This is a genomic window from Methylotuvimicrobium buryatense 5G (genome assembly GCF_000341735.1).
GTDB lineage: Bacteria > Pseudomonadota > Gammaproteobacteria > Methylococcales > Methylomonadaceae > Methylotuvimicrobium > Methylotuvimicrobium buryatense.
The window spans coordinates 2383549-2410266 of record NZ_KB455575.1; the positions used below are offsets into that span (position 1 = coordinate 2383549).

The 26718-nt window shown below is 50.2% G+C and carries 19 protein-coding genes; 4 read left to right on the forward strand and 15 right to left on the reverse strand.

Going from position 1 to position 26718, the window contains the following annotated elements; translation table 11 throughout:
- Nucleotides 1–23 precede the first annotated feature (23 nt).
- The 14 genes from METBU_RS0110515 to METBU_RS0110585 form a co-directional block, all read right to left on the reverse strand.
- Nucleotides 24–440: a hypothetical protein gene (locus tag METBU_RS0110515; protein WP_014149374.1), complete on the reverse strand. Its 417-nt coding sequence runs from the start codon at nucleotides 438–440 to the stop codon at nucleotides 24–26.
- Between the two features lie 94 nt (nucleotides 441–534).
- Nucleotides 535–1416 carry an SPFH domain-containing protein gene (locus METBU_RS23920; protein WP_014149375.1) on the reverse strand — a complete coding sequence of 294 codons (882 nt, stop codon included), beginning with the start codon at nucleotides 1414–1416 and terminating at the stop codon, nucleotides 535–537.
- Between the two features lie 597 nt (nucleotides 1417–2013).
- The gene (locus tag METBU_RS23925; protein WP_017840589.1) at nucleotides 2014–2790 is read right to left on the reverse strand and encodes a PP2C family protein-serine/threonine phosphatase; all 777 of its coding nucleotides are present in this window, start codon (nucleotides 2788–2790) and stop codon (nucleotides 2014–2016) included.
- An 8-nt stretch (nucleotides 2791–2798) separates the two neighbouring features.
- Nucleotides 2799–3506 (reverse strand): M48 family metallopeptidase, encoded by a 708-nt coding sequence (locus METBU_RS0110535; protein WP_175421662.1) that lies wholly within the window; start codon nucleotides 3504–3506, stop codon nucleotides 2799–2801.
- A gap of 36 nt (nucleotides 3507–3542) precedes the next feature.
- On the reverse strand, nucleotides 3543–4160 hold the full coding sequence (locus METBU_RS0110540; RefSeq protein ID WP_017840591.1) for a hypothetical protein: 618 nt from the start codon (nucleotides 4158–4160) through the stop codon (nucleotides 3543–3545).
- A gap of 27 nt (nucleotides 4161–4187) precedes the next feature.
- On the reverse strand, nucleotides 4188–5348 hold the full coding sequence (locus tag METBU_RS0110545; protein ID WP_017840592.1) for a vWA domain-containing protein: 1161 nt from the start codon (nucleotides 5346–5348) through the stop codon (nucleotides 4188–4190).
- A 362-nt stretch (nucleotides 5349–5710) separates the two neighbouring features.
- Entirely contained in the window at nucleotides 5711–7300 is a 1590-nt protein-coding gene (locus tag METBU_RS23930) for a serine/threonine protein kinase (protein WP_017840593.1), read from the reverse strand.
- A 21-nt stretch (nucleotides 7301–7321) separates the two neighbouring features.
- On the reverse strand, nucleotides 7322–9643 hold the full coding sequence (locus METBU_RS0110555; protein WP_017840594.1) for an ATP-binding cassette domain-containing protein: 2322 nt from the start codon (nucleotides 9641–9643) through the stop codon (nucleotides 7322–7324).
- Nucleotides 9644–10026: 383 nt separating this feature from the next.
- Nucleotides 10027–11196 carry a TFIIB-type zinc ribbon-containing protein gene (locus METBU_RS0110560; protein ID WP_017840595.1) on the reverse strand — a complete coding sequence of 390 codons (1170 nt, stop codon included), beginning with the start codon at nucleotides 11194–11196 and terminating at the stop codon, nucleotides 10027–10029.
- Between the two features lie 355 nt (nucleotides 11197–11551).
- Entirely contained in the window at nucleotides 11552–12649 is a 1098-nt protein-coding gene (locus tag METBU_RS0110565) for an SPFH domain-containing protein (RefSeq protein ID WP_017840596.1), read from the reverse strand.
- Nucleotides 12650–12919: 270 nt separating this feature from the next.
- A complete protein-coding gene (locus METBU_RS0110570; RefSeq protein WP_017840597.1) occupies nucleotides 12920–15688 on the reverse strand; it encodes an Hsp70 family protein in 2769 nt (922 codons plus the stop codon).
- Between the two features lie 540 nt (nucleotides 15689–16228).
- Nucleotides 16229–18202, reverse strand: coding sequence for an Hsp70 family protein (locus METBU_RS0110575; RefSeq protein WP_017840598.1), 1974 nt, complete (start codon nucleotides 18200–18202; stop codon nucleotides 16229–16231).
- Nucleotides 18199–18879: a DUF2760 domain-containing protein gene (locus METBU_RS0110580; protein WP_017840599.1), complete on the reverse strand. Its 681-nt coding sequence runs from the start codon at nucleotides 18877–18879 to the stop codon at nucleotides 18199–18201. The genes METBU_RS0110575 and METBU_RS0110580 overlap by 4 nt, the downstream gene beginning before the upstream one ends.
- A gap of 19 nt (nucleotides 18880–18898) precedes the next feature.
- Nucleotides 18899–19279, reverse strand: a complete 381-nt coding sequence (locus METBU_RS0110585; protein WP_017840600.1) for a hypothetical protein — start codon at nucleotides 19277–19279, stop codon at nucleotides 18899–18901.
- Nucleotides 19280–19519: 240 nt separating this feature from the next.
- Here METBU_RS0110585 and METBU_RS28075 point away from each other — a divergent pair, with 240 nt between their 5' ends.
- Genes METBU_RS28075 through rsmA form a run of 3 tightly spaced genes read left to right on the forward strand, consistent with a single transcriptional unit; the run spans nucleotide 19520 to nucleotide 21490 of the window.
- Complete coding sequence (locus METBU_RS28075) at nucleotides 19520–19672, forward strand: hypothetical protein (protein ID WP_175421643.1); 153 nt, start codon at nucleotides 19520–19522, stop codon at nucleotides 19670–19672.
- Between the two features lie 26 nt (nucleotides 19673–19698).
- Nucleotides 19699–20712, forward strand: coding sequence for a 4-hydroxythreonine-4-phosphate dehydrogenase PdxA (gene pdxA, locus METBU_RS0110595; RefSeq protein ID WP_017840602.1), 1014 nt, complete (start codon nucleotides 19699–19701; stop codon nucleotides 20710–20712).
- On the forward strand, nucleotides 20702–21490 hold the full coding sequence (gene rsmA / locus METBU_RS0110600; protein ID WP_017840603.1) for a 16S rRNA (adenine(1518)-N(6)/adenine(1519)-N(6))-dimethyltransferase RsmA: 789 nt from the start codon (nucleotides 20702–20704) through the stop codon (nucleotides 21488–21490). The genes pdxA and rsmA overlap by 11 nt, the downstream gene beginning before the upstream one ends.
- A 418-nt stretch (nucleotides 21491–21908) precedes the next feature.
- Here the strand turns inward: rsmA and METBU_RS0110605 are convergent, their stop codons facing one another.
- Nucleotides 21909–24389, reverse strand: coding sequence for a glycogen/starch/alpha-glucan phosphorylase (locus METBU_RS0110605; protein WP_017840604.1), 2481 nt, complete (start codon nucleotides 24387–24389; stop codon nucleotides 21909–21911).
- A 525-nt stretch (nucleotides 24390–24914) separates the two neighbouring features.
- Between METBU_RS0110605 and METBU_RS0110610 the strand changes: the two genes are divergently transcribed.
- Complete coding sequence (locus METBU_RS0110610) at nucleotides 24915–26606, forward strand: NAD-dependent malic enzyme (RefSeq protein WP_017840605.1); 1692 nt, start codon at nucleotides 24915–24917, stop codon at nucleotides 26604–26606.
- Nucleotides 26607–26718 lie beyond the last annotated feature (112 nt).

The window sequence follows — 26718 nt, forward strand, 5'->3', positions numbered from 1 at the left end:
GCGACTGGAAAGGGTATCTTCCATCATTCCGTATATTGCCGAGTCCTTGATTTATAATCGGTCAACGATTTGAAATGTGCGTCGCGATCTTCCCGGTTCTTAGGTTTTAATGTATTGTCTCTGACAGGCTGTTTCGGTAGTTCACGGCTCTCTTCAGCTTTGTCGACAATCGCTCGATGGCTTGCCGCCTTGTCGAAGACTTCCGTTTTCGGAATATTGGAAGGCGAGCTCAACGCTAAAAACAACCCGAAAGCCCATATGGTCAATGCCGCACAAAGCAAAAACAGCCTATTTTTTTTCAGCGTAGCCTTGTTCAACTTTTTGACGATCAGTCCGCCTCGCACCAGCGGCTCGATCATCAATGCGGCACAGAGCATGAAAAAGCCAATGATCAGATAAGGAAAAAACGAAAGTAAAACATTGAACAGATAAGTACTCATGCCGTATCGGCGAAAATCCGAACCGGTCCGAATCCAGCTGGTTTTCCGCTCCTCCCTAGAAGCCTTTGATAAAAGTAGCCGAACATAACCGCAATCAATGCTTTCCCAGCATGACACCGCCGGCGATTGTGCCGAGCATTTCCATCGGAATAAAGACCTTGTTATTCGATTCGCTCATTTTGTCGAGCACATTCAGAGAGCGGTAGCGGATGTATTCGTTCGTGACCGACTGCGCCAGAATCTTGTTAACTTCGGCCTCGGCCTCGGCTTTTTCGACGTCGATAGCGCGTTGCATGCGTTGCTCTTGAAGCTTGCGCTCTAATTGCACTTTACTGATTTCCAATTGCGCCTCTTCCTGCTGAATCATTTCGCGCCGTTCTGCTGCATTTTCCTGCGCCTTAACGATGATTTCCGGATACCTTATGTCCGCCAACCCGACATAGCGCACTAAAAACGGCGTTCTTTCGCCTATGCTCTTCGATAATTTGGCGCTCAATTCGGAATTGATCGCTTCCCGAGAAGAACTGATCTCGGCAATCGTATAATTCGACAAAAACTCTCTAGCTTCCGACCGGATAATCTGCTGCGCATAGGTCTGGTAAACCTTATCGAGAGGAATGCTTTCAACATCGCCAACTTGCTCCGGCGCTATTTTGGAAAACAATTCATCATACTGTTCCGGCTTAACAGCCAGCGTCATCCGCAAATCAAACGCCATATTCAACTTGTCTTTCGGCATGAACAACTGCATTTGCTCGGCTTTGGCTATGTCCGAAACATTCATGACGACCAACTTGTCGCAATAGGCCCAACAAGGCTCTAGCCTAAACTTCGAGGTATTGACGATGCCTTCCTTGAAGCCGTATTGGGTCATGATCTTCCCGACATGAGCAGACGGCACTTCAACCTTACTGCCGCAACCCGCCAGGACCGAAGAAGTTAGAATACAAACAACCAGAAGTTTTCGCTGAATCATAATTTTCTCGCACTAAATACAAATGGACCCGGAAATCTTATAACCTCGAACCTGATTAGCAAGATGCTTCAGCTTGCTGAAGCCAATTGTCCGAGCAGTGGCCAGTCGTAGCCACTTCTGCGGGACGGGTTATTTAACCCGTCCCCAACGTTTCGGTTTGCCCTAAACATTTCGGCTAACTTCGGCCAAAGTCAAAACGTTTAGGACGGGGTTGCAAACCCCGTCCTGCTAGGGATATGCTGGTTTTTGGCCTTTAGCTGAAGAAACTTGCTAATCAGGACCTCGAATATAGACGACCGGGAAAAATTTGCCTTATTTACTCCCTTTATACTCAAAAAATGGTTAACTTTATGAAGGTATGGGTTGTGGCTAGCGCGAATGTCGGCATCGGGGTGCCCATCAAAGGACGCCGTGAATACGTCCATGTAGGTTCTATGACAGCATCCATGCTGCCAAAGCCTTTGCCGAACACCCCGACGCCTCCATACGCTAATGCCGAAGTTTGAAGTGCGATAGGTATATTCTTAGACGGTTTTTCTATCAAAAGGGAGTAAGTTCGGCTTTTTCGAATGCAACCAACAATACCCTTATTAGATTCTACGAACAGTCCGCCTGAGATTCCGCCAACAAAATCAATGTAATATTATCGTCGGCCGCATTCGCCAACGCTTCTGCCAGAAGTTGCTCGGTCTTATTATCCAAGCTCCCATCCCCTGCGAGTATGGTCGCGATTGTTGAATCGGGCACTTGACCGGTCAATCCGTCGCTGCAAAGTAATACAATATCCCTCTTATCGCGTATTTCCTCGACCACATCCACTTGCACAACTTCTTTGTCGGAACTGCCGATCGCTTGTGTGATAACGTTTTTATAGGGGTGGGTCTTGGCGCTTTCTTCATCGATTAAGCCTTGATCCATCAGCATTTGTACATAGCTATGATCCTTAGTCAATTGCCTTAATCCATTATTCCGCCAGAGATAGGCGCGGCTATCACCGACCCAGGCAATTTGATAACGCCCCTCTTCAATTTGTATCGCGACTAAGGTCATCCCCATCCCCTGGGCTTCTGGATCTTTGAAAGCTTGCTCCTTGATTTCGAGATGCGCGCGTTGAATAGCTTCGATCAATTTTGCTCCGGAAGCCAGCTCGCGATGCAAGGTCATTAAACCGACCGCGCTGGCGACTTCTCCGCAATTATGTCCGCCCATGCCATCTGCAACGGCCCAAATACCCTTTTCAGGAAGCATTAAAAAACTATCTTCGTTATTGCTTCTGACTTTGCCTGAATGAGAAAAACAACTGAATTGAACATTCGGCTTGTCGGTTTTTTTGGCTTGGTTATGAACAAGCCGCTTGAATAGATCGAATTTCATGCCCGTTCCTATTCGGATAATAATCGCTTTATCCGAAAAAACTCTGCGGAACTTGAAAAATTATCATTGATTCCCGGCTCCAATCGCTTAGATAGCTTATTTAGACGAGCTTGATGTTGCTGTTCGTCGCCTTTTACCGGCAAGCGATCAATGATATTCAGCAGGACGTCAGGCGGAAAACCGGCGGCCTGCAAGATATCCAATGCGATCGCATCCGCTTCGATTTCCCTATCGATATCGATGATCTGCACCAGCGTGCCTATTTGCCTATGCTTTTTGCCAGATAAGCCTGGCCGGAGACAAAAATGACCGGCTAATTGATGCCCCATTTCATGAGCCAATATCGCCGCGAGTTCGGCTTCATTCTTGACGAAATGAAAACTGCCTTCGGTGATATAAGTGCGCCCGTCCCCAATCGAGAATGCGTTGACCGAGCTATCCCTGACTGTAAAAAAGCGCCATCCCGAAGTCGGCCAATCGATTGGCGTAAACCACTTTAGCCAAGGCCCGCTTCGGGGAACAAGACGCTCCCCGAGGGTTTGCAAATATCGGTTGACAATGTCCTGGCTCGGCCTTAATGGCCATTCCTGTTCTATGCGATAGGCGGCATTCGCGGAATGCTGCTGTTCGCCGGAGCAATTTGCCCACGCGGACCTCGAGATCTCACAGCCACCGACCAGCAAATAAAAAAATACCCCTGCAATCGTCCTTGGCACGCTTCTTTTGATTACCCGCAAACGAAGCATTAGCGCTTATTGAACGATAAATACGGCCTGATTGATATCGCTGCTGGTGCCGGCTTGCACTTTGGTTTCGACGACATAGGTACCGGCCGATGCATTCTTAGGTATCGGAATCGTCGCATTGACGGCATAACCGCCGGCGGAACGCTGCACATTTTGAGGCGGAGCCTCGAAAATTACCTTTCCGTCCTTTTTCAAGACCCAGGTTTCCTCGACCGAGGCTATGCTTTGATTTTGCGGTACCGACAATGAATAATCGCTGGCAACCATGACTTGTTGTCCTGGAGCAACGGTATCCGGCGAAGCCGTGCCTTTATTCAAACGGACCAGCACGGTATTGGCGGCAGGCGTAAAACCGTATAGCGATTGGTCCTCGGCCGGACTGCGCACCTGCTCAGAACTGTATTGCGCCAATTTGACGGCGCCCCAACCGAGTGCGGCACCGCCGGCCGCCGCCGCTAAACCGTAGCCGACATTGCCGGTCAATAGACCGGTCGTCAAACCGGCTGCCACGGCGCCCAATCCCGCACCAATGGCTTGTTGATTTTCCGGTGTAGTCGCACATCCGGTGATCAGGCTGACGCATACAACCGCACTTAGGGCTGTTTTAGGAAATGCATGATTCATGATGAAATCCTCATTAGATTAGCGCTGCTACTGAACGGACGGCCTGTTGTAAAAAGGATCGTTATCCGGCAGAAGCGGGATTTTTTGATTTAATAGGTTGAGATAATTATCAATCGCTTGGATAGGCGGCGGCTCTATCGCTTCGAATTCACCATTGTCGTAATAATATTTACCGCTACCTGTCGGATATTCGATACCGACCTTGAACGAGTGCTGCTCGCCGTCAACAGGAATATAGGAGCGAAAAGTCACGACATAGTCGCTTTGTAGAATGTTTTGGATTTCTTCGACAATGCGCTGCATCCTGTCATAGGTTTCACCCAATGAATAATAGATGCCGAACGAGTTTTTCGATATGGACTCCAGGTTTTTAAAATAGTCCACGGAATTCTTGCCGTAAGCAAGCGAATACACGGGAATGGGGATCCGCATCGAAGTAATTCGGCCATTCAGCTCTTCGCGAGAAAGCGCACTGCCTTCGTCTCGCCCGTCGGAAAAAACGACTACCGAACACGAAGCAATAACATTATCGGCCGAAGGGTCTACTGACGATCCTTGCGCCGACATGCCGCACATCTGAATCGCAGCCCCGATACTATCGTAAATACGGCTTTTCATACCATCGATTCGAATATCCGCCAACCTTCTAGCAAGGGCGCCCGCATCCCTTTCGAATTGAGATACCAAATCATAACCTTCTTTGGTATCTCGTATCGCCAGGATCGCGACCTCATCCTGGGGCCGTTTGCTGTCGATAAAACGAGCAGCGGCTCTGAGCGCGGTTTCCGATGCCGTTCCCGCCATCGACTTGCTGGCATCGATTACCAAAACGGAACGGGTTGCCTCACTTCGATTGCGTATGCTTTGAATGCCATATTGGCGTTTCATCGGATCGTAGCTTTTGCCTTTGATCATCAGACCGATATTCATTTCGTTGAGATTCACCAAAGGCTGCATGTTTTGATCGAAGGTCCGAATATACAATTGTACAAACGGATACAAAGCATAATTTACCCGATAGACTTTAACGCCGTAACCGCCGGGCGCTGCAAATCCGTAGCCGCCGGCATGCGCTGGGCCCGTAAGAAACAAGGCTTGCATTAAAACCAATACAGATACTATAAAGCTCCCCGCCCCGTAAAACCGTTTTTTGCCGGTCTGTTGCGTTTGTCTTAAGTTGTTCATCATGACGTTGATTCCTCTTTATAAAGTAGTGTTTTACCCATCGGACTCAATGTCCGATTCCCCCATAAACAACGACTAACACTTTATACTCCAGCAATTCCCTGTTTGAGCAGTTTCGCCGATTTTAAGGTGTGGGGTATGCCTGTCGAGGAACGCCGTAAACCCATCCATGGGGGCTTGGCGGCAGCTCCCTGCTACCGACATCCTCGCCAAGCATACCCCACACCCTTTTTGATCCCCAAATTGGGAATTGCTGCTTTATACTCAAAGAAGTTACTCGTAACTGCGAATGCTTAGGATTTCGCGACAAATAACTTACCGGAACAATGATCTTTGTAGCGGATTCGGTTATTTGCGCCCCTAACCTAACGTATTTTTTGTGTTTGCCCCGGAATAATAACCCAGCCGGAATTATCTTCCTTAGGCTCGGTTTTGGCTATCGGTTTAGGTTGCGGTTTCGGCTTCGGTTTAGGGCGTGCTACCGGTTTCGGAGGCGTGCTTGACTGCTGAACAACGCGATTCGAGTCGAGTGTTTGCGCGGCTTTATTGACCGAAGACTGGTTATCCGATTCCGGTTGAACGGGCCTGCGTTTATTCAATATTTCCAGTGCCGACAAACCTGAATCTGCCGAAGGCACGACAGGCTTCGAGACAACGGAGGGAGCGGCAAACGGCGATTCCACCGCAGCAGGAGACGCGCCATCGGCAATTCCGGTCTCACGCGGTAAAGACTCGGGTTCGGGACCGGCACTTGCAATCGGCGCTTCATTCGAACCGTCTTTGAAAAACAGCCAATAGGCGCCGCCGGCAAACGCTGAAAACAGCACTACGACAACGACAAGCAAAATCGCCAGTTTTTTTATGGAGCTATTGTGAGCTTCTGCATATTGAGTCGTTGAACGTGAGATCGGCTGCGAACGATTCCCTTGGGTCTTAATTACCGGCCCGAATTGCAAATCGGAAATTTGCACCGTTTTGCCGGACAGCAAAGCCTCTTCATCAACTTGGCTAACGGCTGAAAATACACCGATGAATTCCGCCACGGTCTGCGGGCGCTCATTGACATTGAGACTCAATCCTTTAAGAATCATGTTATCGATTACATCCGGCAATTCGGGCGCAATTTGTTTGGGAGGCGTCAAGGCTTTACCGGACACCCTTTCATGCGCCGCGACCGGCATTTGACCGGTCACGGCAAAATAAACCGTGGCCGCCAATGAATAAATATCGGATCGAATGTCGGTACCGGTGCCCATGACCTGCTCTGGCGGACTGAAACCGATTGATGCCGCTCTCCCCAAGGTACGGGTCATTTCGTTGGGCGAAGATTCCTTGGCGATGCCGAAATCAATCAGCATGATTCTGTTTTCATCGTCCAGCAAAACGTTTTCCGGCTTCAAATCCCGATGGATAATCGGCGGATTTCGCGAATGCAGATATTCGAGTACCTGCCCGACCTGAACGATCCAGTCCTTAAGGTCCGTAAAGACAATTCTACCGAGCCGCTTGCATTCGGTAGCCAGCGTTCGGCTACCGCCGAATTTCAACACCAAATAGACCATGCCTTTTTCATTGAAACGGTCGACAATGATCGGGATCGAGGGATGATCGAGGTTGCTCAACAACGAAACTTCATATTCATCGAATAACATCTCGGGAATTTCCTTGAGCGCCCAACGTTTTCCTTTCACGCGTTGGTCTTCGACTAGGTAAGTCGCGCCGAAACCGCCTTTTCCCAGCACTGTTTGGATAATATAGCGATCGCCAATCAAATCGCCGACGCCTTTCAGCCAACCGAAAATACCGCGTATCGAGCCGTTAGGTGCGGTATCGATATGCGCTATTTCGTATTGGCATTTTGTACACCGGTATTTATTTTGCGCGATCACATCGGCCGAATCCGGTTGATCGCATTTGGGACAGGTCCGGGGCTGTTCTTGTGCTGTTTCATTCATATATGTTCAAATCGGCTTCGGTTATTTTTTAGTATCCTTGAGTTTCAGACCTATTGCCGTCGCGATCAGAAAAAACAAACCCAACCCGGCAATCGCCGCCAAATCGCTCCCTGTGCTTCCTGCTATCGATACGACAGTGGTTCCGGTAAAATCCTTAACAGCCCTAATCTCCTCGCCGAGCGTCAATTTCATCGCATCGAAAGACCAATAAGAAATCATCGTCGTTTTGGCTATCCAAAGCCCGGCGCCTTCGAGATTAACCACAGCACCGGATAAAATAACCTGCGGAATCAATAAAATCGGCACCGTCGCAACCGCTTTATCGTTGGAATTGACAAAGGCGCTGACGCAAAGCCCCATCGTGGTCGCCGCCATGCCTGATGCGAACAAAATCAAAAAACGTTGTATCAGATCGCCCGGCACCGATATCGATAACGCGATAACGCCTAATAACAAGAAGCATTGCACAAAACAAAGCAACGATAACGGAATCAATTTACTCACGATATAAGGCCCTAAGCCTAAATTTACCGAGCGTTCGCGAATATAAATCGGCAACTCCTTAACTAATTCCCGTGCGGAATTGAGACAACCGAACCAGATCGCGGACAACACCATGATAAACAGAATCTGGCTTTGCTTGGCCGCTCGCAGAGCTATCTGATCGTCCATCTCGAATACCAAACTAACGATCAACGCGATCAACGGCGCCTGTAAGATTAAAATTAGTAGGTTTTTACGATCCGACAAAATCAATTCGCAATAACGCGACATTAACGTTTTGGTTTGGCGCCAACTCTGCAACCATTTGTTATTCGTCGGTCGCGTGTTTGATTTTAGAACATCTTTATTGTCGCGTTGCTCCGATAGCTTCAAACGTTTTTCGACATAAGTATCGTGAAAATTCGAGGCTCGGTATTTATCGGCCCAATAGGAGGCCGAACGGCTTTCGAGCAGTTCATAGACATCGGATAAGCGATCGATCCCGAAATAACCGATCACGGCTTGAGGCGGTCCATAGAAAACCAGACGTCCCTGATGCAGCAATAAGACCAGGTGACAGGTGTCGATATTTTCCAGCGTATGCGTCACGCAAACGACGGTTTTTTTGTCCTCGGCCAAACTCCGAAACAGTTGCATCATTTTTTTATCGGTACCGGCATCCAGTCCGCTGGTCACTTCGTCCAGAAACAACACATTCGGATTGGCGACCAATTCCACCGCCAAACTAACGCGTTTCAGTTGACCGCCGCTCAACGGTGTCGGCGTATCGACTGCTAACCCGGCCTTCTCGGCCAATCCGACCTTTTCAAGCACCTTCAGGACATTTTCATCCATTTCAAAATCCGAGGTATCGGGAGGCAAACGCAGTTTAGCGGTAAATTTCAACGCATGCTGCATGACGATTTTGCGATGCACGATATCCTGCTGAGGCACATAGCCGATCGCCGCACGAAACAAATCGAACGCGCCGTACAAATCGATTTCGTTATATAAAATATCGCCGCTTGTGGCGGGCCGGCGTCCGTTCAGCGCATCCAACAACGTCGATTTACCCGAACCGCTAGTGCCGAAAATGCCGACGAATTCGCCCGGATGAATTGCAAAACTCAAGCCATCCAACAAACGTTTAGCCTGACCCGACGATTCCTTGACCTCTTTGGTCAACCGATACACTTCGATCTTGACTTGACCGTCTTGGTTCGATGGAATAATAGCGTGCCCGTCGAACCGATAGTCGAATGCGGCGAAGCTCAACCAGTCATTGGCCAACACCGGTTGCTTACCGCTGATGCGCACCGCATTGACAAAGGTTCCGTTGGTGCTACCGCAATCCTCGATAACCCATCCCGTAGACTCTCTGGTTAATTTGGCATGTTCACGGGACACCAGCGGCGAAGGTATTGTGATATCGCATTGAGGTAATCGGCCTATCGTCAGCACCGACTTTCCTGTCAGTGTAACGCCGGCGGATGCATCGTCGCCGGACAAAACGTCATCAGCGGCTTGACTGTATTGAAACTTGATTTGAAAAGGCGTGGAACCGAATAAAAGCCAATCTCCGTTATTCAGCATCAATGGTTTGTCGGCAAGCGTGCCGTTAACGGTGATTGGCGCATCGTCGATCGCAGAAATGAATAATGCGCCATCTTCACTAACAAAAATTTTGGCGTGCCGAGGTAAAATCCCGTCTCCGGTTATCGGAACATCGTTGCCGGTATCGCTACCGAGTCGGCACTCCTTGCTGAATTCACAAGCTATCGCTTGCCTTGTCTTTGCTGCAAGTAGTTCGAATTGAAACGGAGTTTCGCTAACTGTGCGACCGATGTATGCATTATTCATTGTTATTTTGAACTCGGCGCTCTTTCACCCAATAAATTTAAATTAAATGAAACTTAAAACATAAAAATGATTGTAATCGCAACCCTCATTTAACGCAAAATTGTTTGCCTGATTCCGAAAAACCTGTGTCTTGAGTGTATTTATAGAGAATTACTCTCTTTATACTCAAAAAATGGTTAGCTTTATGAAGGTATGGGCAGTGGCTAGCGAGGTTGTCGGCAGCAGCAGGGAGAGCTGCCGACAAGCCCTCATGGATGGGTTTACGGCGGTCCTCGATAGACATATCCCATACCTTTTATTCTTAGGCGGTTTTTCAATCAAAAGGCAGTAGCGAAAGAGCCCGATTCGCTGTCTTCATGCTTCCCATTCCCCTCTAAATCACCTCACCATTGTTGATGATAAGGCGCGACATAATAATCGCTTTGCTGCAATTTCTGTAATGCGCCGCTAGTCTCGAGATAATAATAAATACCGGCAGCCGTCAGTAGCGCGGCCAACACCGCAAATCCTATTTTCCACCCACTATAAGGCCGCTCGCCTTGCACTTTGCCGGTACGGCCGTTGATCACGAAACGATAAGATTTATCCCGATAGCGAAACGCGGCCGACCAGACCGGAAGTAAACAATGCTTATAAGTCGTTTTGTCGTGCCTTGTTCGAGCCTGATGGATACGCTGATGATCGCCTCCGATGTTGCGCGCGATATCCCGGTAAATCACGCTATCCATGATTTGCTTGGCCGCATCGAAGCCTTCATCGAGCTCGACCTGATAATATTCGCTACGAAAACCGCTCAAATATTTTTCGTCGTAAGGCATCAGATTGTAGAGATCCCAAGGCTGCAAAGCATCCAGAATCTTACGCGGCAAAGATTTGCTCGCACCCACCAACACATCGTCGAAAAAACGCCGTACGCGACCCGAAACCGGCGTCCAGCGTATCTTAGGCACGCGCCGCATAACAGTGACGGTACGGTTATTTCGTACCACTTGAACCGGTACCGTGACGTAATAGACATCGCCGCGTTCGCCTACATAATCCGTCTCGGTATCGCTATCGAAAGTCCAATAAGGCAAATAAACTCCGGTCAACTTGGTATCGCTACGGGCATATTTTTTAACTGCATTAGGCGCGAACCATAGCTTCGCGATCCAGCGTTGAAACTGCTGTTTAGCTTCAGCTTCGCCGATTGCAAACGGCAACAGCGATTTCGGTTGAATCGGCTTGGCCTGTGCTGTCGTCGTGACGATCGGCGTGCCGCAAAACGGGCATTCGCCGGCATGGATGTGACTATCAAACTGAAACCCGGCGCCGCATTCATCGCAATGAATCTGCGCCTTAACCGTCTCAGCCTGAGGTTGAGACAACTGCCGCAACGCTTGTTGCAGGTCATATTCCTGAATCGGCGCGGCGCTTGGCTCGATATGATTTTCGAATCCGCAGTACTCGCAGACCTGATGCTCGGTTCCGGGCGCATATTTCAATATCGCGCCGCACTGCCCGCACGGAAAACGTTCGACACCGGGTTTTAAAGATGTTTTAAATTTAGGCACGGCAACTATTCATAGCAGTCCAATGTTACAAGACCCCATCGTAAGCGGTAAGCGGTAAGCGGTAAGCAGTGAATAGTGAATAGTGAATAGTGAATAGTGAATAGTGAATAGTGAATAGTGAATAGTGAATAGTGAATAGTGAATAGTGAATAGTGAATAGTGAATAGTGAATAGTGAAATGGCGCGACATTTTAACCATTTGTCAAGCTCTAATTTCATCTTTCATCTTTCATCTTTCATCTTTCATCTTTCATCTTTCATCTTTCATCTTTCATCTTTCATCTTTCATCTTTCATCTTTCATCTTTCCCCTTTCACCGCTCACTGCTTACTGCTAACCGCTGACTGCTAACCAATCAACCCGGCAAAGGCGGCGGCATATGCACAAACGCAGCAGATAACTCGGGCACCTGACCGGCTTGCATCCATTCCGCCATCCCGGTGCTCCAAACCAAAGTGTCGCGATTGATTTCGCCGCTGCGGACTTTTTGCTCGATGACTTTTAGCTCGTAGGGGCCTTCCTGATGTCCGGCTATCGCAACGAAATAGACCGTCGATGCCGGAAGCGGCGGCGGAGTGACTGGCTGCGCAGAAGATTGTTCGGAGAACGACTTACCCAATTCGCGCGCGACCGCGAAACCCATACCCATGCCGATGCCTTCGGAAGCGCCACCTGACGGATTTTGCGCGGCCGCAGCCATCGCTTCGGCGGCCTGAAATTGCGTATAACGGCCAAGATCGCCGATGATTCCCATGCTCGTGCGCTTGTCGAGCGCATTTTCGACTTCGGGCGGCAATGAAATGTTTTCCACCAACAACTGCAATACTTCGAGGCCATATTCGGAAAATTCCGGCGCGATGCGTTCGGTGATGTAGGCGCCGAGTTCGTCGTAATTTGCAGCCAAATCCAATGCTGGAATGCCCGATTCACCGATGATGTCGGAAAAGCGCGATACGATCAGATTGCGCAATTGCGAACTGATATCGTCGGTGCGAAAATGGCCGCCGGTGCCGACGATTTCCTTGACGAAAGCCAAAGGCTCTTTGATCCTAACCGAATAGGTACCGAACGCGCGCAACCGCAATGGACCGAATTCCTTGTCGCGCAGCATGATCGGATTCTTCGTGCCCCATTTCAAATCGGTGAAACGGCGCATGTTGAAAAAATAGACTTCGGCTTTGAACGGGCTCTTGAAACCGTGCGGCCAACTTTCGAGCGTGGTCAGGATCGGCATGTTGCGGGTTTCGAGCTGATAGAGACCCGGCTCGTAAAAATCGGCGGCACGCCCCTCGCTGACCAGAATTGCCGTTTGCGACTCGCGAACGGTCAGCATCGCGCCGTATTTGATTTCATTACCGTAACGTTCGAAGCGATACACCATCGTATCGCTGGAACTGTCGGTCCATTCGATCACATCGACGAATTCGCCGAAAAGCTTGCCCCAAAAACTCATGCTTGTGCTCCTGCCTATTTTGAATTTAATACCTATCCGGATCTTTTTACTCCCACAGAGCACCCGGCCCCTTGTTCACGCGGGGCGGGTTATTCAACCCGAACCAAACGTTTTGATTTGCTTTGGCCACGGTCGAAACGTTTAGCACTGGCTTACAAACCCAGTCCTACAAAGGGTCACGGGAAGCTGTAACTTTCGATCCTGCGTTCACAAGCTAGAGCTTGGAAACGAGCAAAAGAACTCTGCGCCTCTGCACGAGAATTTTTTAAATCACAGAATCAACTTTAAACCCGGCGGCAAGGCTTCGCCGAAGATTTGTTTCTCTTCTTTTTCGTCGAGTTCTTTTAGCGTTTCGACCATCGCAATCCAAGACGTCGGCGCCTTGGCTGCTTTCAATTGCTCGACGATTTCGAAGCGTAGCGCGTCATCGATATCGCGACTTCTATCGCCGCTCATACGCGCGATCAGCGTCGCGGCGAATCCGGCCTGAGGCGTTTTTTTCCAATCGGCTTGCATGACCTGTTTCAACCAGTCGGATGCCGACTCAGATCCAACGACATTATGACTGCTGCCGTGAAACGGAATCCTCGCGCCGATTCGGCCGACCGCCCACCAGCTTTGCTCGGATTCGCCAGGACTTTGCAAACGTTTCAACAACCATTCGCCGAGTTGAGTTTTTTTATCGACCGGCAAACGTTCAAGCACGGCCGAAAGGCGCACGATATCGTCGTAAGCGCGTGTCTTGAGCTGTTTCGCAACGGCCGGCTGCCGTGCCGAAGCCGGATTCAGATATTTGCCGATGTCGTCGAAAATTTTTTCCTGCGCAGCCGCATCGAGACCGCCGGCGACACGCCGCCAAAGTGTCCACCACTCGCTCCAGATTTGCGCTTCGTTGACATACTGAATCGATTGATCGTAAATCTTCCATAATTGTTCGACGCGCCAATCATCGAGCGGATAGCCGAAACCGGGGCGCAGACAAAAACCGGTCAGGCTCAACCAGACTCGTTCGTGATTTTCGGAACGTTTGCGGTATTTGATGCCATCGAGCAAAACGCCGAACAAGCCTCGCAATAACGGCGTTTCCCAATCGGCGCGCGGGCCGAGCAGCTTTTCGAGATCGGCACGCAGACTTTTGACCGCTTTCGGGTTGATTTCTTTCGACTTGGAACCGAACACGGCCTGAACCGACTCGACCGCCTTGTCGAATTGTGCCGGCAATTCGGCCTGAACGCCCGTACCCGTTTTCTTGCGGATTTGGAATTCGACGTCCCAGCGCTTGCTCGAATCTTGCACCGAAACGCATTGAATCTTCAGCGTGCCGACTTCGGTTTGCGTAACGGCCAATTGCACCGTCACTTCGGAAGTGGACATTTTAGCCGGTTGGATTTCGGCCGGCACTTCATCGCCGGTCAAGGCAACCGCCAGCGGCGGCAGCGAATGAAAACGCTCGTCGTCAATCGTAGCCAATTCACCCGGATTATATTCGGTGTCGCCCGTCGTCGAAGCTAAATGGAAGCGCACCGGCTGTCCTAATCGCAACGCGAATTGCCGATCTTGCAAAACGACCTCGAGCCCCTCTTCGCTTCCGCGCGGCAAGATACAAACGCCTTTCTGTTCGCCGCCTTCGGTATCGACGATCAAGAAATAACTGCGCGCCGCGCCACCGCCGATGCGGATTTGTTTATTCCGCCTTGCCTGCGCATAACTGACCGCACCCAACGAGACCGACAATTCCGGATGCTTGTTCTCGAGCAGTCTCGGCGCATCGCCTCGCCAGGATGCAATCAAATCGAGCATCCGCTGAGTCAGCGGGCGGCTACGAAACACGCCGCCGTTCAGCAACAACGCATCCGGCACGACACCCTCGCCGTTCAATGCATCGAGCGCGGCTTGGCTATGCAATTTCAAAAACGCTGCAATATGTTTGCTGACCGCCGGTTCCGCCGCATAAGGCAGGCCGAATTCGACGACGCCGCTGCGCTTGCGATCCGGCAAGTCGTTCAAGCCGGACAATGGAAAGAAACCATCCAGTGCGATGCTTCGCACCTCGTCGCGCGTCAACATCGCCGAGCGCGTGCCGCCGATCAGTTTCGAGCCGCCACCGAGCAAAGTAACGGCGAGTTGTTCCGGTGCATCGTCGGCCAAAAGCTTTTCCTTGACGATGCGGCATTGTTCGATCAATTGCGACATATCGGCCGCCGACAGGCGCTTGTCGCCGCCAGTGATGCGCTTTTCGGCCAAATGCGCGAGCGCCAAATCGATGTTATCGCCGCCGAGCATCAAATGATCGCCGACGCCGATCCGCGTCAATTTCGGTTCCGGTTCGGCCGGCTCGACCTTGATCAACGTCAAATCGGTCGTGCCTCCGCCGACGTCGCAAACCAACAGTAGACGCACATTGGACAGTTCTTGCTTGATGCTGCCGGCATGCCGCCGGAGCCAGTCGTAACAGACCGCTTGCGGCTCCTCGAGCAATTTGACTTGCTTGAGTCCGGCCAATTTAGCGGCCTCGATCGTCAGAGACCTTGCGCCTTCGTCGAAAGAAGCAGGTACGGTGATCACGATGTCTTGATCTTCGAGCGGCGCGTCCGGAAATTTGTGCCGCCAGACGCTACGAATATGCGCCAAATAACTCGCGCTGGCTTCGAGCGGAGACACTTTCGAAATGTCATCATTACTGCCCCACGGCAAAACGTCCGCGGTATGATCGATCGACGGGTGAGACAGCCAGCTTTTCGCGCTGGTCACGAAACGGCCCTGCGTTTTCGCGCCGAGTACCCGCGCCGCCTCGCCGATTACAGCCTTGTCTTCGGTCGGCAAGAACGCCAAGTCTGCCTCGGACAATTCGCCTTCGGCCGGATGGTAACGCACCGACGGCAGCAACGGCCGCGCTGCGACTTCACCCGGAGCGACTAGCTGTTCAATGTCGAATATTCGAATTTCGGATTCTGTTTGATCCGCACGCGAGAAGGCTACGACCGTATGCGTCGTTCCGAGGTCGATGCCGACCAGAAATTGAGGATTTTGTTTTTGCACAGTGTGGTTACTTGTCAAGGCCTTATAGCCGGCTTTACTTCGTTTCCTGCGCAAAGGCGCAGGGGCACAGAGAATTGAAGCTTTTTCTTCTTTTCTACGCTTTCATCATTCCCACGCTCTGCGTGGAAACGGAGCCTGAACAGCTCAGCGGTTCAGGGACGCTCTAGCGTCCCTGCCTGGGTTCCCACGAAGAGCGCTCATCGTTATACATAAATCGTAGGTGTCGTCTTTCCATCTTAGCTAATATGACCTCGATACCGTTTATTGCCAGCTAACACTTTCGACTTCGAAATCGCGATCTGGGGATCGCTCCCACAGAGGCTTCCGGCCTCCTGTGGGAGCGACGCCTACGTCGCGACTATCGAAGCCACTGACGTTCAATATCCACAAATTTATCAAACATCATCGCTCCTAGATATTCGATAAACTTTATTCAACAAGTTTACCGGTACTTCTGTATAACGACGAGCACAGAGCGTGGGAACCATTTGAAAAAACTTTCTCTGCGCCCCTGCGCGAGATCAACTAAATTTACTCCGATCAAGCCTCTTCGCCGGCGCGAACGTCGAATTCGACCTTCCAGCGTTTGCCGTCTTGGCGCGAGACCGCATGCAATTCGAGGGTACCGACTTCGGTCACGGCCGAAGTGAGATGCACAGGAACGACCTCTCCTACTCTTCTTCCTTCTTCAGGCAAGGTAATCTCGATTTCATCCAGTTCTTCGAGCTCTTCATCGGTCCAATAATCTAAACGGGTACCGACTCTATCCTCACGACGGGTATTCGAGCTGAAAAAGCGGAAACGCACCGGCTCGCCGATGACTAATCCAAATTCGTCATCAGGCAGCGCCGCTTCGGTGCCTTCTTCCATGCCGAACGGCGCAATACACAGCGCTTCGATTTCGGGCGGCATACCCGGAACGGCAGGCATTGCGCTCTCAATACCGACATAATAAGAAGCCGCCGTGCCGCCTTTGATCCGAACACCCTTACCTTTACGCACATAACCGTAATAGGCCGCACCGCGCGCGACCGCTAGGTCGAGATCGGCACCTTCGAGTAAACGCGCTTCGGGCGCTTGCTCTCCAGTCAACCAGCTGTTTAGGACTTCCATCAAACGATCGGCCAGCGGCGCGGCTTTTAATACGCCGCCATTGAACAGCACAGCTGTCGGATGCAAAAACGATGCATGCTCAGGCAGATTAATATCTTTTAAGTCGTCGGTCGCGTTGAGCTGTTTGGCCAAAAACGCCGCCAAATGCCGTGTAATCCCGGCATCTTGAGCATAAGGCAAACCCGCCGTACGCAAACCGCCGCGAGGACGACTAATCGGACGGTCTGACGCCGCTATTCTCGGAAAAAACCCATCGACCAACACATTATTGATCTCTTCGCGCGTCAATTCGGTACGCAACGAACCGCCAATCAAAGACGAACCGCGATTCGGAACGACCAGCGGCATCACATCCAACGAGGGATCGTTGAAAATCTTTTCTTTCGCTTCGCGGCAGCCATGGGTCAAGGCTTGAATCTGCCAAGACTCTAAGCGCTTACCGTCCTTTTCGAGCTTGGCTTTGACAGTATAAGCCAAGGCCAGATCCATATTATCGCCGCCGAGCAAAATATGGTCGCCGACCGCGACGCGCGTGAGTTCCAAGTTACCATCGTGCTCCGTAACCGCGATCAACGACAAATCGGTCGTACCGCCGCCGATATCGATAACCAAAATAATATCGCCGACTTCGGTTTGCTTACGCCATTCTCCGTTACTTCTCTCGATCCAGCTATACAAAGCCGATTGCGGCTCCTCAAGCAAGAGCGCCTGTTCCAAACCGACGAAACGCGCAGCTTCGACAGTCAATTCGCGTGCGGCAGGATCGAACGAAGCCGGCACCGTAATTGTCAGATCCTGATTAGCCAACGGCGCATCGGGATGCAGTTGCGTCCAGGCATCGCGTATGTGCTGTAAATAGGCCACGGTCGCTTGAAAAGGGGAAACCCGTTCGACTTCTTCGGGCGCCTCAGCCGGCAAAATTGGTGCCTTACAATCGACACCGGCATGACAGAGCCAACTTTTCGCGCTCGACACTAAACGAATCGGCGTTTTGCTACCCAAGCTGCGTGCGATCTCTCCTACTAGAAATTCCGGCTTCGCTGTCCAGGGTAAGGCGGAGGAACCTTCCGCCAACTCGGCTTGATGCGCCTGATATAAAAAAGACGGCAACTGCATCAATTCCTCGACAGCACCCGGCGAAGTCAACTGAGGTATCGCCATGACTTCCTGAACATGACCATCCTCATCGCTTTGGCTTAAATCGACATAGGACAACACGCAATGCGTCGTGCCCAAATCGATTCCAACCGAAAAACGAGGCCCGGAATACTCGACCGTGCCTTGCTCGACATCGCTGTCTTCCGAAGGGCTATCTTCGTTCGATTCATTTTGAGTCACGTCGGCATTAAGCGCGCCTTCTCCTGGATTTTCCGAGCGTAAATGTCCGAACAAACTTTTCATAACTCTACCTCTGCCGGAGCGATAATCTTAGCATTATGCCCCATAGTTAATTTAGGCAAGCGTATGTCGGTTACTTGCCAACCTCTATGAATCAAAGTTCCGGTAAAGGGCGCTTCGCCGACGATATTACCGGTCAATCTAACCGCCGAAGCATCGAAACCTTTTGGCAAGGTAATTTTAGACCCCTCTTGGCCTTCATGAACGACTACGAGTTTAAAGTGTTCGTTGATCGCCTTATTGCAACCTTCATGAACCACTCTTGCCGCCACACCGATATCGGCATCGTTGTAAGCGGTAATATCTTCTTTGATGAAGTCGATGAAGCGCGCTTCTTTTTGAAGTAGATTCAATAATTGCAGAGCCGCATCCGGTGTCGCCTCTTTTAGTACGACCGGTTCCGGCGCCGGCGCTTGAACGACTTTTTCGACTTCGACGATTTTCTCGACGATTTTGACTTCGGGCTCGGGTATTTTAATACTCGCTGCCAGTGAAGCGGAAGACTCGCGCAAGGCTTCCTCGAGCAGTTTTTTTCTGCCTCTGGCGATTCCGATTAACATGACTATCAACAACACGATCAGCAAAATGGCTAGCAACGCAACCGTTCCCGCCAAACAAACATGCCATAAATCGAAGGTAGTCGGCTTTAGGGTTAAATCTATCGTATAGGTCGTATTCATAACATCCGTTCTGATTTGATTATTGTTGTCCGGCTTTTCGCGCGGATTCGATGAACATCATTTCTCTGAGCACATCGCGGGTGGTTTGAATGCGCATTTGCTTTAAATGCCGGTCGGCGATCACCTCCGGCACTTTTTCCTGAAGATACACATTTCTCATATCGGCCAGAACATTCTCGCATTTCTTAACGATGGCTTCGGTACCCTTTCTAACATCTTGAGGCCTTGCCGAAGTGACTTGCAATTCGTTGGCAATACATTTTTTATAATGATATTGCGACTCTTGAATTTTCTTGATCGTCGCTTCGGACAGCGATGTATTGTGCCATTCGTTTTTGGCGTCGTCCGCTTGGGCGGACAAGGAAATGAAAGCCAACGCTATTATTAAAACCTGTTTCATCGTATTTTCCGTCTCAATTGAATAGTTATGGATTTGGTCGTAAATAACCTCCCTATTTTAAGGAGGGTTCGGTTGCTCGATTGACAGGTGTCGGCGGCAGGGAAAGCCGCCGTCAAGCTTACAAGGACGTATTCACGGTGTCCTGCCAAGCGAGTTACCGAACCCTCAACAAAGCCCATAGTTACAGGACGTTATTTATCACGAAATCCTATGACAAGATTTTACGCGAACAGACGGCAAATGAACAACAAAGCAAGAATCGCCAAGATTTCAAATGTTGTAATAGACCTGTTTATCCCTTTCGCACTTCAAATTTCGGCAGCGCCTGAGGAGGCGCCTGAGTTTTCGGCACCTGACTTTAAAGCGCTTCCTGTAGATGCACGCTTACAGTAAAATAATCGTTTTTCTTAAATTACCCCATGGACGCAACTCCTACATTGAAGCGCATCGCCGTCACTCCCGGCGAACCAGGCGGTATCGGCCCCGATCTTTGTATCATGCTGGCACAACAAAGCCATGCCTGCCAACTCGTTGCGATCGCCGACCCCGATTTGCTGATGCAACGCGCGGAATCACTAGGTCTTAAACTCGAGATCAAGTCATTCGACCCGTCATCGGAACTCGTCGAACAAAGCGCAGGCTCTATCAGCGTCTTGCCGGTTAAAATGAATGTACCGGCGCAAAGCGGGCAACTTAACATGGAAAATAGCCGCTATGTCCTCAAAACGATCACGCGCGCGGCAAAAGGCTGCATCGAAGGCTCGTTCGATGCGATGGTCACAGGTCCTGTGCATAAGGGCGTCATCAACGATGCGGGCATTGTTTTCAGCGGTCACACCGAATATATTGCCGGCATTACCGGCGGGCATCCGGTCATGATGTTGGCGACACCGGGACTCCGAGTCGCGCTAGTCACGACCCATCTCCCGCTTGCCGATGTCGCCGCGGCGATTACGCATAACCGGCTAAGAAGCGTTCTACGCATCCTGGCCCAAGATCTGCAGACGCGCTTCAATCTGGCCAATCCGAAAATACTGGTCTGCGGCTTGAATCCCCATGCCGGCGAAAACGGCCATTTGGGACTGGAAGAGAAAGAGATCATCGAACCGGTATTGGAAAATCTACGTGAACAAGGTCTCGACCTAATTGGCCCGCTCCCGGCCGATACACTGTTTACGCCAAAATATCTCGACACGGCCGATGCTGTATTAGCGATGTATCACGACCAGGGATTGCCGGTATTGAAATATAAAGGCTTCGGCAACGCCGTCAACATCACATTGGGTTTACCGATTGTACGCACCTCGGTCGACCACGGCACCGCGCTCGATCTGGCCGGAACAGGTTCTATCGACACGGGTAGCATCGAATATGCCTTGGCAACGGCACTGGCAATGTCCTCATCTTCCCCAATCCGTACCCATGACGCATAAAGCCCGCAAACGTTTCGGCCAGAATTTTTTAACCGATTATTCGATCATCGAAGAAATTCTCGGCAATATACAGGTCCGCCCGGGCGAACACTGGGTTGAAATCGGCCCCGGGCAAGGCGCGTTGACGGCGCCGCTATTGGACCATGCCATCCGGCTCGATATCGTTGAACTGGACCGCGACCTAGTGAGTCTGTTGAAAAAGAAATTCGGCGACAATGAACGCTTGACGATTCATAGCGCCGATGCATTGAGTTTCGATTTCCAAGCGCTTGCGACGGACGGCAAACCGCTTAGAGTCATCGGTAACCTCCCCTACAATATTTCCACGCCGTTGCTATTTCATTTATTGGAGAGCACATCCTGCATCGCCGATATGCATTTCATGCTACAGAAAGAAGTCGTGGATCGGATTTGTGCCGAGCCCGGCAGCAAGAAATACGGACGATTGAGCGTCATGGCGCACTATTATTGCGCAGCGGAACATTTATTCGACGTCCCGCCGGAAAGTTTCGACCCCGCGCCGCAAGTAACCTCATCGATTATCCGTCTGATTCCTCATAACAAGCCCCCGGTTTCGGTCAATTCAGTCGAAGACTTGAATCAGGTTGTCGTTCATGCCTTCTCTCAACGCCGTAAAACGATTCGCAACTCATTAAGGAATTTGCTTGACGAACAACAAATAGCAGGACTCGGAATCGACCCGAGCGCGCGCGCCGAAACTTTGTCGCTGGAAGACTTCGCGGCCTTGAGCCGCAACCTGAAAAAAGACACCGAATAAACTGCGACAATCCGCCACGCGACAATTTGCCACATTTTCAAAGCCGGATATCTTGCATAAACTATGCACAACTCTTGAGATGCAAACTTTCAAATACTGCTATTTTTTTAAGAGCTTATATCCTTCTAATATCCTTTATGCGGCTTTTTAGCCGCATTTTTTTTGCCCGAGACTTTTTCGAAGGCTATGTTCGCGTTAATAGTTGAAGTGAATCCTACACCAATCTCGAAACTTGAAGACTGTAGGATACGCGGTGCGTACCACCCGTAGTTTAACGTGTCCTAATTTGTTGCCTTGTGCCGACATTAGGTACGCGCAGCGTACCCTACAATTTTTTAAGTGCTTCCGGTAGTGGTGGTGTTTTCAACTATTACCGCATACATAGCCTTTTCGAAAGACAGTATGCGCAACTTACAGCTCAAACAAGCCTAAATGGGTCCACTTCCGGAACATCGATCGGTACCGATTCCACCTTCCAAATCTCGCGGCAATACTCGGCAATCGTTCGATCCGATGAAAACTTACCGGATCTTGCCGTATTCAGCACCGACATCTTATTCCAACGCATTCTGTCGCGGTAAACCGAATCGATGGAATCTTGGCACTCCCGATACGCATTGAAGTCGGCCAATACCAAATAAGGATCGCTGTAGATCAGATTATCGGTCAAATCACGGAACAAACCGGTATCGCCGTGCGAAAAAAAACCATTTCGAATCAGATCGATGGCATCTTTCAAAATCGCATCTTGCTGATACGCGTCATTCGGAGCATAACCCCGCTCATAAGTTAAGCGCACCTCTTCCGCTGTCATGCCGAATAAAAAGAAATTTTCTTCACCGACTTCCTCGCGAATTTCGATATTCGCTCCATCCAACGTTCCGATAGTTAATGCCCCATTCATCGCAAACTTCATGTTGCCGGTTCCGGAAGCCTCTTTTCCGGCCGTGGAAATTTGCTCCGACACCTCGGTTGCGGCATAAATCTGCTGACCGTTCGTGACATTGAAATTCGGCAAGAACACAACCTTGAGACGGTCTTTCGTCGCCGGGTCGCGATTGACGACCCGCCCCACCTCATTAATCAGCTTAATAATAAGCTTGGCCAAATGATAGCCCGGCGCCGCCTTGCCGGCGAATATAAAGGTGCGAGGATGAATATCGAAATGCGGATCGGTTTTCAGCTTCCGGTAAAGAGCAATCACATAAAGAATATTCAAATGCTGTCTTTTATATTCATGAATGCGCTTGGCCTGCACATCGAAAATCGATTCCGGATCGACGCTGACGCCGGTGCGCTTATAGAGATTCAGCGCGAAATCATGTTTATTGAGCCGCTTGGCATCGTCCCAACGATTTAAAAATACCGCATCGTCCGAAAAGCGCTGAAGATCTTGCAGTTTTCCCAAATTTCTCACCCAGGTATCTCCGATCGCTTCGCTAATGACCTTACTGAGCCTCGGATTACATAATGCCATCCAACGCCTTGGCGTCACGCCGTTGGTTTTATTGCTGAATTTCTCAGGCCAAAGACTATAAAAATCCTTAAGCACATCGCGCTTGAGCAGTTCAGTGTGCAGCGCCGCGACACCATTGATCGCATGACTGCCGGCACAAGCCAGGTGCGCCATACGCACCATTCTTGCCCCGTTTTCGTCGATCATCGACATTCGGATGACTTTGGCGGTATCGCCGAGACATTGCGCCCTGACTTGTTCGAGAAAGCGACTATTGATTTCATAGATGATCTCCATCAATCTCGGCAGCAAACTTTCCATCAATTCCACAGGCCAACATTCCAATGCCTCCGGCAACAGCGTGTGATTGGTGTAGGCGAAAGTTCGTCTCGTCACGTTCCAAGCCGTGTCCCAAGACATATCGTGCTCATCGACCAACAGCCGCATCAGCTCTGCGATCGCAATGGCGGGGTGGGTATCGTTCAATTGCACGGCGAACTTTTCATGAAAATGCTCCAAACGGATGCGCTGGGTCTTCATGATGCGCAGCATGTCTTGCAATGAGCACGAAACGAAGAAATATTGCTGCTCCAAACGCAACTGCTTGCCCTGTAATGGTCCATCGTTCGGATACAAAATCTTGGTCAAGTTTTCCGAAGCGACTTTTTCCTCGACCGCGCCGTAATAATCGCCTTGATTGAAACGCTCGAAATTGAATGACTCGGGCGCGACTGCTTGCCATAAACGCAAGGTGTTCGCGGCATTGTTGCGGTATCCCAAAATCGGCGTGTCGTACGGCACGCCTTTGACCGACCAACCGGGAATCCAATTGACGCGCGTTTCGCCGTTTTCGGCAACATAACGCTCGGTATGCCCGCCCAACTTGATTTCGACCGCCCATTCCGGGCGAACAATCTCCCAGGGATTGCCTCGAAACAACCATTTATCGGTCTTTTCCACTTGCCAGCCGTCGAAGATGACCTGCTCGAAAATTCCGAATTCATAACGGATGCCATAACCGACGGAAGGAATATTCATTGTCGCCATCGAATCGAGAAAACAGGCCGCCAAACGCCCCAAACCGCCGTTCCCTAGGCCCGGCTCCGGCTCTTCCCCGAGCAAATCGTCCAATTTCAAGCCTAGTTCAGCCATGGCCTGAGTAACCAATTCGGTCATGCCCAGATTCAATAAATTCGATGCCAAATGCGGCCCCATCAAAAATTCGGCCGACAAATACGCCACGGTGCGCGATTTTTTTTCGACATATTCGGTCGCGGTACCGACCCAGCGTGCCATCAGCATATCCCGCACGGTATAGGACAAGGCCATGTAATAATCGAAGGTGCTGGCCAATGCCGGAAATTTGCCTTGCACATTGGCTAAATTGCGAAAGAAGTTTCGCTTGATGTCATCGGTGGTCAATGGGTAATGATTTTGTTTCATAGTCATCGTTCTCGTTTATAGTGAACAGCCTATCAAATAAAAAGCAATACTAATGCCATGACAGGCCTATACGTATTGTTTAGTCAAAATCGACACCAGAACGCCGAATTTTTATCTACGCTGGGAATATGAATGCCTCACTGGCGCCGAAACTTGAGTCGTTAAGAGTATAATCATGCTGTAATAGGTACGAAATAACCCGAACACTTACGCCTGGAGAACATGTGTAACTTGTTCAAATTATTTTGCGCATGTTATACCTTTCGGACTTCAAATTTCGGCAGTGCCTGAGGAGGCAACGGGGTGCGCGGTCCCTCACCTAACGCTAGGTGAGGGACCGGCATGGAGCTGGCATAGAGCCTGCATGGATGTATTCACCAAGCACCTAAATTCCATAGCCTATTTTGCCATGGTAAATAGTCTTAGATAATTTAGGTGCCGGGCCTTTGACGAGCACTCCGATGCCGAATTTTGATCTACGATGGGAATACATTCAAAACCAGGTTGACTAAGGAAACTTCCGTTATGACAGCAATGTCGAAAACTCCTCTTTATATCCCTTATGCAGGCCCCGCTTTATTGGAAATGCCTTTACTGAATAAAGGCTGTGCGTTCAGTAAAGAAGAACGGCAAACATTTAATTTAACCGGGTTGCTCCCGCCTCGATACGAAACGATCGAAGAACAAGTCCAACGCGCTTATCTTCAGTATTCGAGCTTTAGATACGCAATCAACAAGCATATTTATTTGCGTTCGATACAAGACAATAACGAAACGCTGTTTTATCGACTCCTGCAGGATCATCTGCCGGAGATGTTGCCGATTATTTATACGCCGACAGTCGGCGATGCCTGCGAGCAATTTTCGGATATTTATCGCAGTAGTCGAGGTTTGTTTATTTCTTACGTGGAACGTCAACAAATGGACGACATCTTGCGCAATACTACCAAACGAAATGTCAAAATTATTGTCGTGACCGATGGCGAAAGGGTCTTAGGTCTGGGTGACCAAGGAATCGGCGGCATGGGCATTTCGATAGGCAAACTGTCGCTCTATACCGCATGCGGAGGAATTAGTCCGGCATACACCTTACCGGTAGTACTCGATGTCGGCACCAATAACGAAAAACTGTTACAAGACCCGATGTATATGGGCGAGCGTCATAGAAGAATTCCTCAAGCGGAATACGACGCTTTCATCGACCTTTTTTTACAAGCCGTCAAGCGTCGCTGGCCGAATGTTCTCGTGCAATTCGAAGACTTCGCGCAACCGAATGCGACGCCGTTATTGCAACGCTACCGAGACCAACTGTGCTGTTTCAATGACGACATTCAAGGTACGGCCGCGGTAACGGTCGGGACGCTGCTGGCTGCTTGCCGAGTTAAAAACCGGAAATTATCAGAGCAGCGCGTGGTCTTTGTAGGAGCAGGTTCCGCCGGTTGCGGCATTGCCGAGCAGGTAATCGCGCAAATGCGGACCGAGGGACTGTCCGACCGCGAAGCCCGTCATCGCGTTTACATGGTCGACCGTTTCGGTTTGCTCACCGAAAACATGATAGGACTTAGGGACTTTCAACAAAAACTGGTTCAAGTATCAAACCGACTAGAGGATTGGTCAATCGAAGGCGATTATCCGTCATTGCTTGAGGTCATTCAATGCGCCAAACCGACCGTTTTAATCGGCGTTTCCGGCCAGCACGGCATTTTTACCGAAACCGTAATTCGGACTATGACCCAAGGTTGCGATTGGCCGATTATTTTTCCGCTCAGCAACCCGCCGCGCCAAGTGGAGGCTACGCCCGAACAAATTATCGAGTGGACCGAAGGACGGGTTCTATTAGCCGCGGGCAGCCCCTTTCCACCCGTCGAATACGGCGGTAAGCGCTATGATGTCACGCAGTGCAACAATAGCTATATTTTTCCGGGAATCGGTCTCGGCGTTATTGCCGTGCAAGCCAGACGAATCTCTGACGAAATGTTAATCGCTGCCAGCGAAACTCTGGCCGCAGCATCGCCCTTGGCCAACACCGGACAAGGTGAGTTATTGCCGCCATTGACGGAATTACCCGAACTGAGCAAACACATCGCTTTCGCGGTAGGCAAAGCCGCACTTAAGCAAAACTTGGCGCTTGAAATTAGCGACGAGCAATTACTGAAGAGCATCGAAGAAAATTTCTGGCAACCGGTCTATCGGCACTATAAGCGGGTTTGTTTTTAATACCGCATAGCATCCGATAATGGACGTATTCACGGCGTCCTTTGACGGGCACCCCGGTGTCGAATTTTGATCTACGATGGGTATAACTTAAAACACATCAAGGCTTAACTCA

Bases quoted from the DNA above. Each gene is read 5' to 3' on its own strand.
- METBU_RS0110575 (WP_017840598.1), bottom strand. From the start codon at position 18,202: ATGAAAAGTTTGTTCGGACATTTACGCTCGGAAAATCCAGGAGAAGGC.
- METBU_RS0110610 (WP_017840605.1), top strand. From the start codon at position 24,915: ATGACAGCAATGTCGAAAACTCCTCTTTATATCCCTTATGCAGGCCCC.
- METBU_RS0110545 (WP_017840592.1), bottom strand. From the start codon at position 5,348: ATGATGAACAACTTAAGACAAACGCAACAGACCGGCAAAAAACGGTTT.
- METBU_RS0110580 (WP_017840599.1), bottom strand. From the start codon at position 18,879: ATGAATACGACCTATACGATAGATTTAACCCTAAAGCCGACTACCTTC.
- METBU_RS23925 (WP_017840589.1), bottom strand. From the start codon at position 2,790: ATGAAATTCGATCTATTCAAGCGGCTTGTTCATAACCAAGCCAAAAAA.
- METBU_RS23930 (WP_017840593.1), bottom strand. From the start codon at position 7,300: ATGAATGAAACAGCACAAGAACAGCCCCGGACCTGTCCCAAATGCGAT.
- METBU_RS0110565 (WP_017840596.1), bottom strand. From the start codon at position 12,649: ATGAGTTTTTGGGGCAAGCTTTTCGGCGAATTCGTCGATGTGATCGAA.
- rsmA (WP_017840603.1), top strand. From the start codon at position 20,702: ATGACGCATAAAGCCCGCAAACGTTTCGGCCAGAATTTTTTAACCGAT.
- METBU_RS28075 (WP_175421643.1), top strand. From the start codon at position 19,520: ATGAACAACAAAGCAAGAATCGCCAAGATTTCAAATGTTGTAATAGAC.
- pdxA (WP_017840602.1), top strand. From the start codon at position 19,699: ATGGACGCAACTCCTACATTGAAGCGCATCGCCGTCACTCCCGGCGAA.
- METBU_RS0110555 (WP_017840594.1), bottom strand. From the start codon at position 9,643: ATGAATAATGCATACATCGGTCGCACAGTTAGCGAAACTCCGTTTCAA.
- METBU_RS0110515 (WP_014149374.1), bottom strand. From the start codon at position 440: ATGAGTACTTATCTGTTCAATGTTTTACTTTCGTTTTTTCCTTATCTG.
- METBU_RS0110605 (WP_017840604.1), bottom strand. From the start codon at position 24,389: ATGAAACAAAATCATTACCCATTGACCACCGATGACATCAAGCGAAAC.
- METBU_RS0110540 (WP_017840591.1), bottom strand. From the start codon at position 4,160: ATGAATCATGCATTTCCTAAAACAGCCCTAAGTGCGGTTGTATGCGTC.
- METBU_RS0110585 (WP_017840600.1), bottom strand. From the start codon at position 19,279: ATGAAACAGGTTTTAATAATAGCGTTGGCTTTCATTTCCTTGTCCGCC.
- METBU_RS23920 (WP_014149375.1), bottom strand. From the start codon at position 1,416: ATGATTCAGCGAAAACTTCTGGTTGTTTGTATTCTAACTTCTTCGGTC.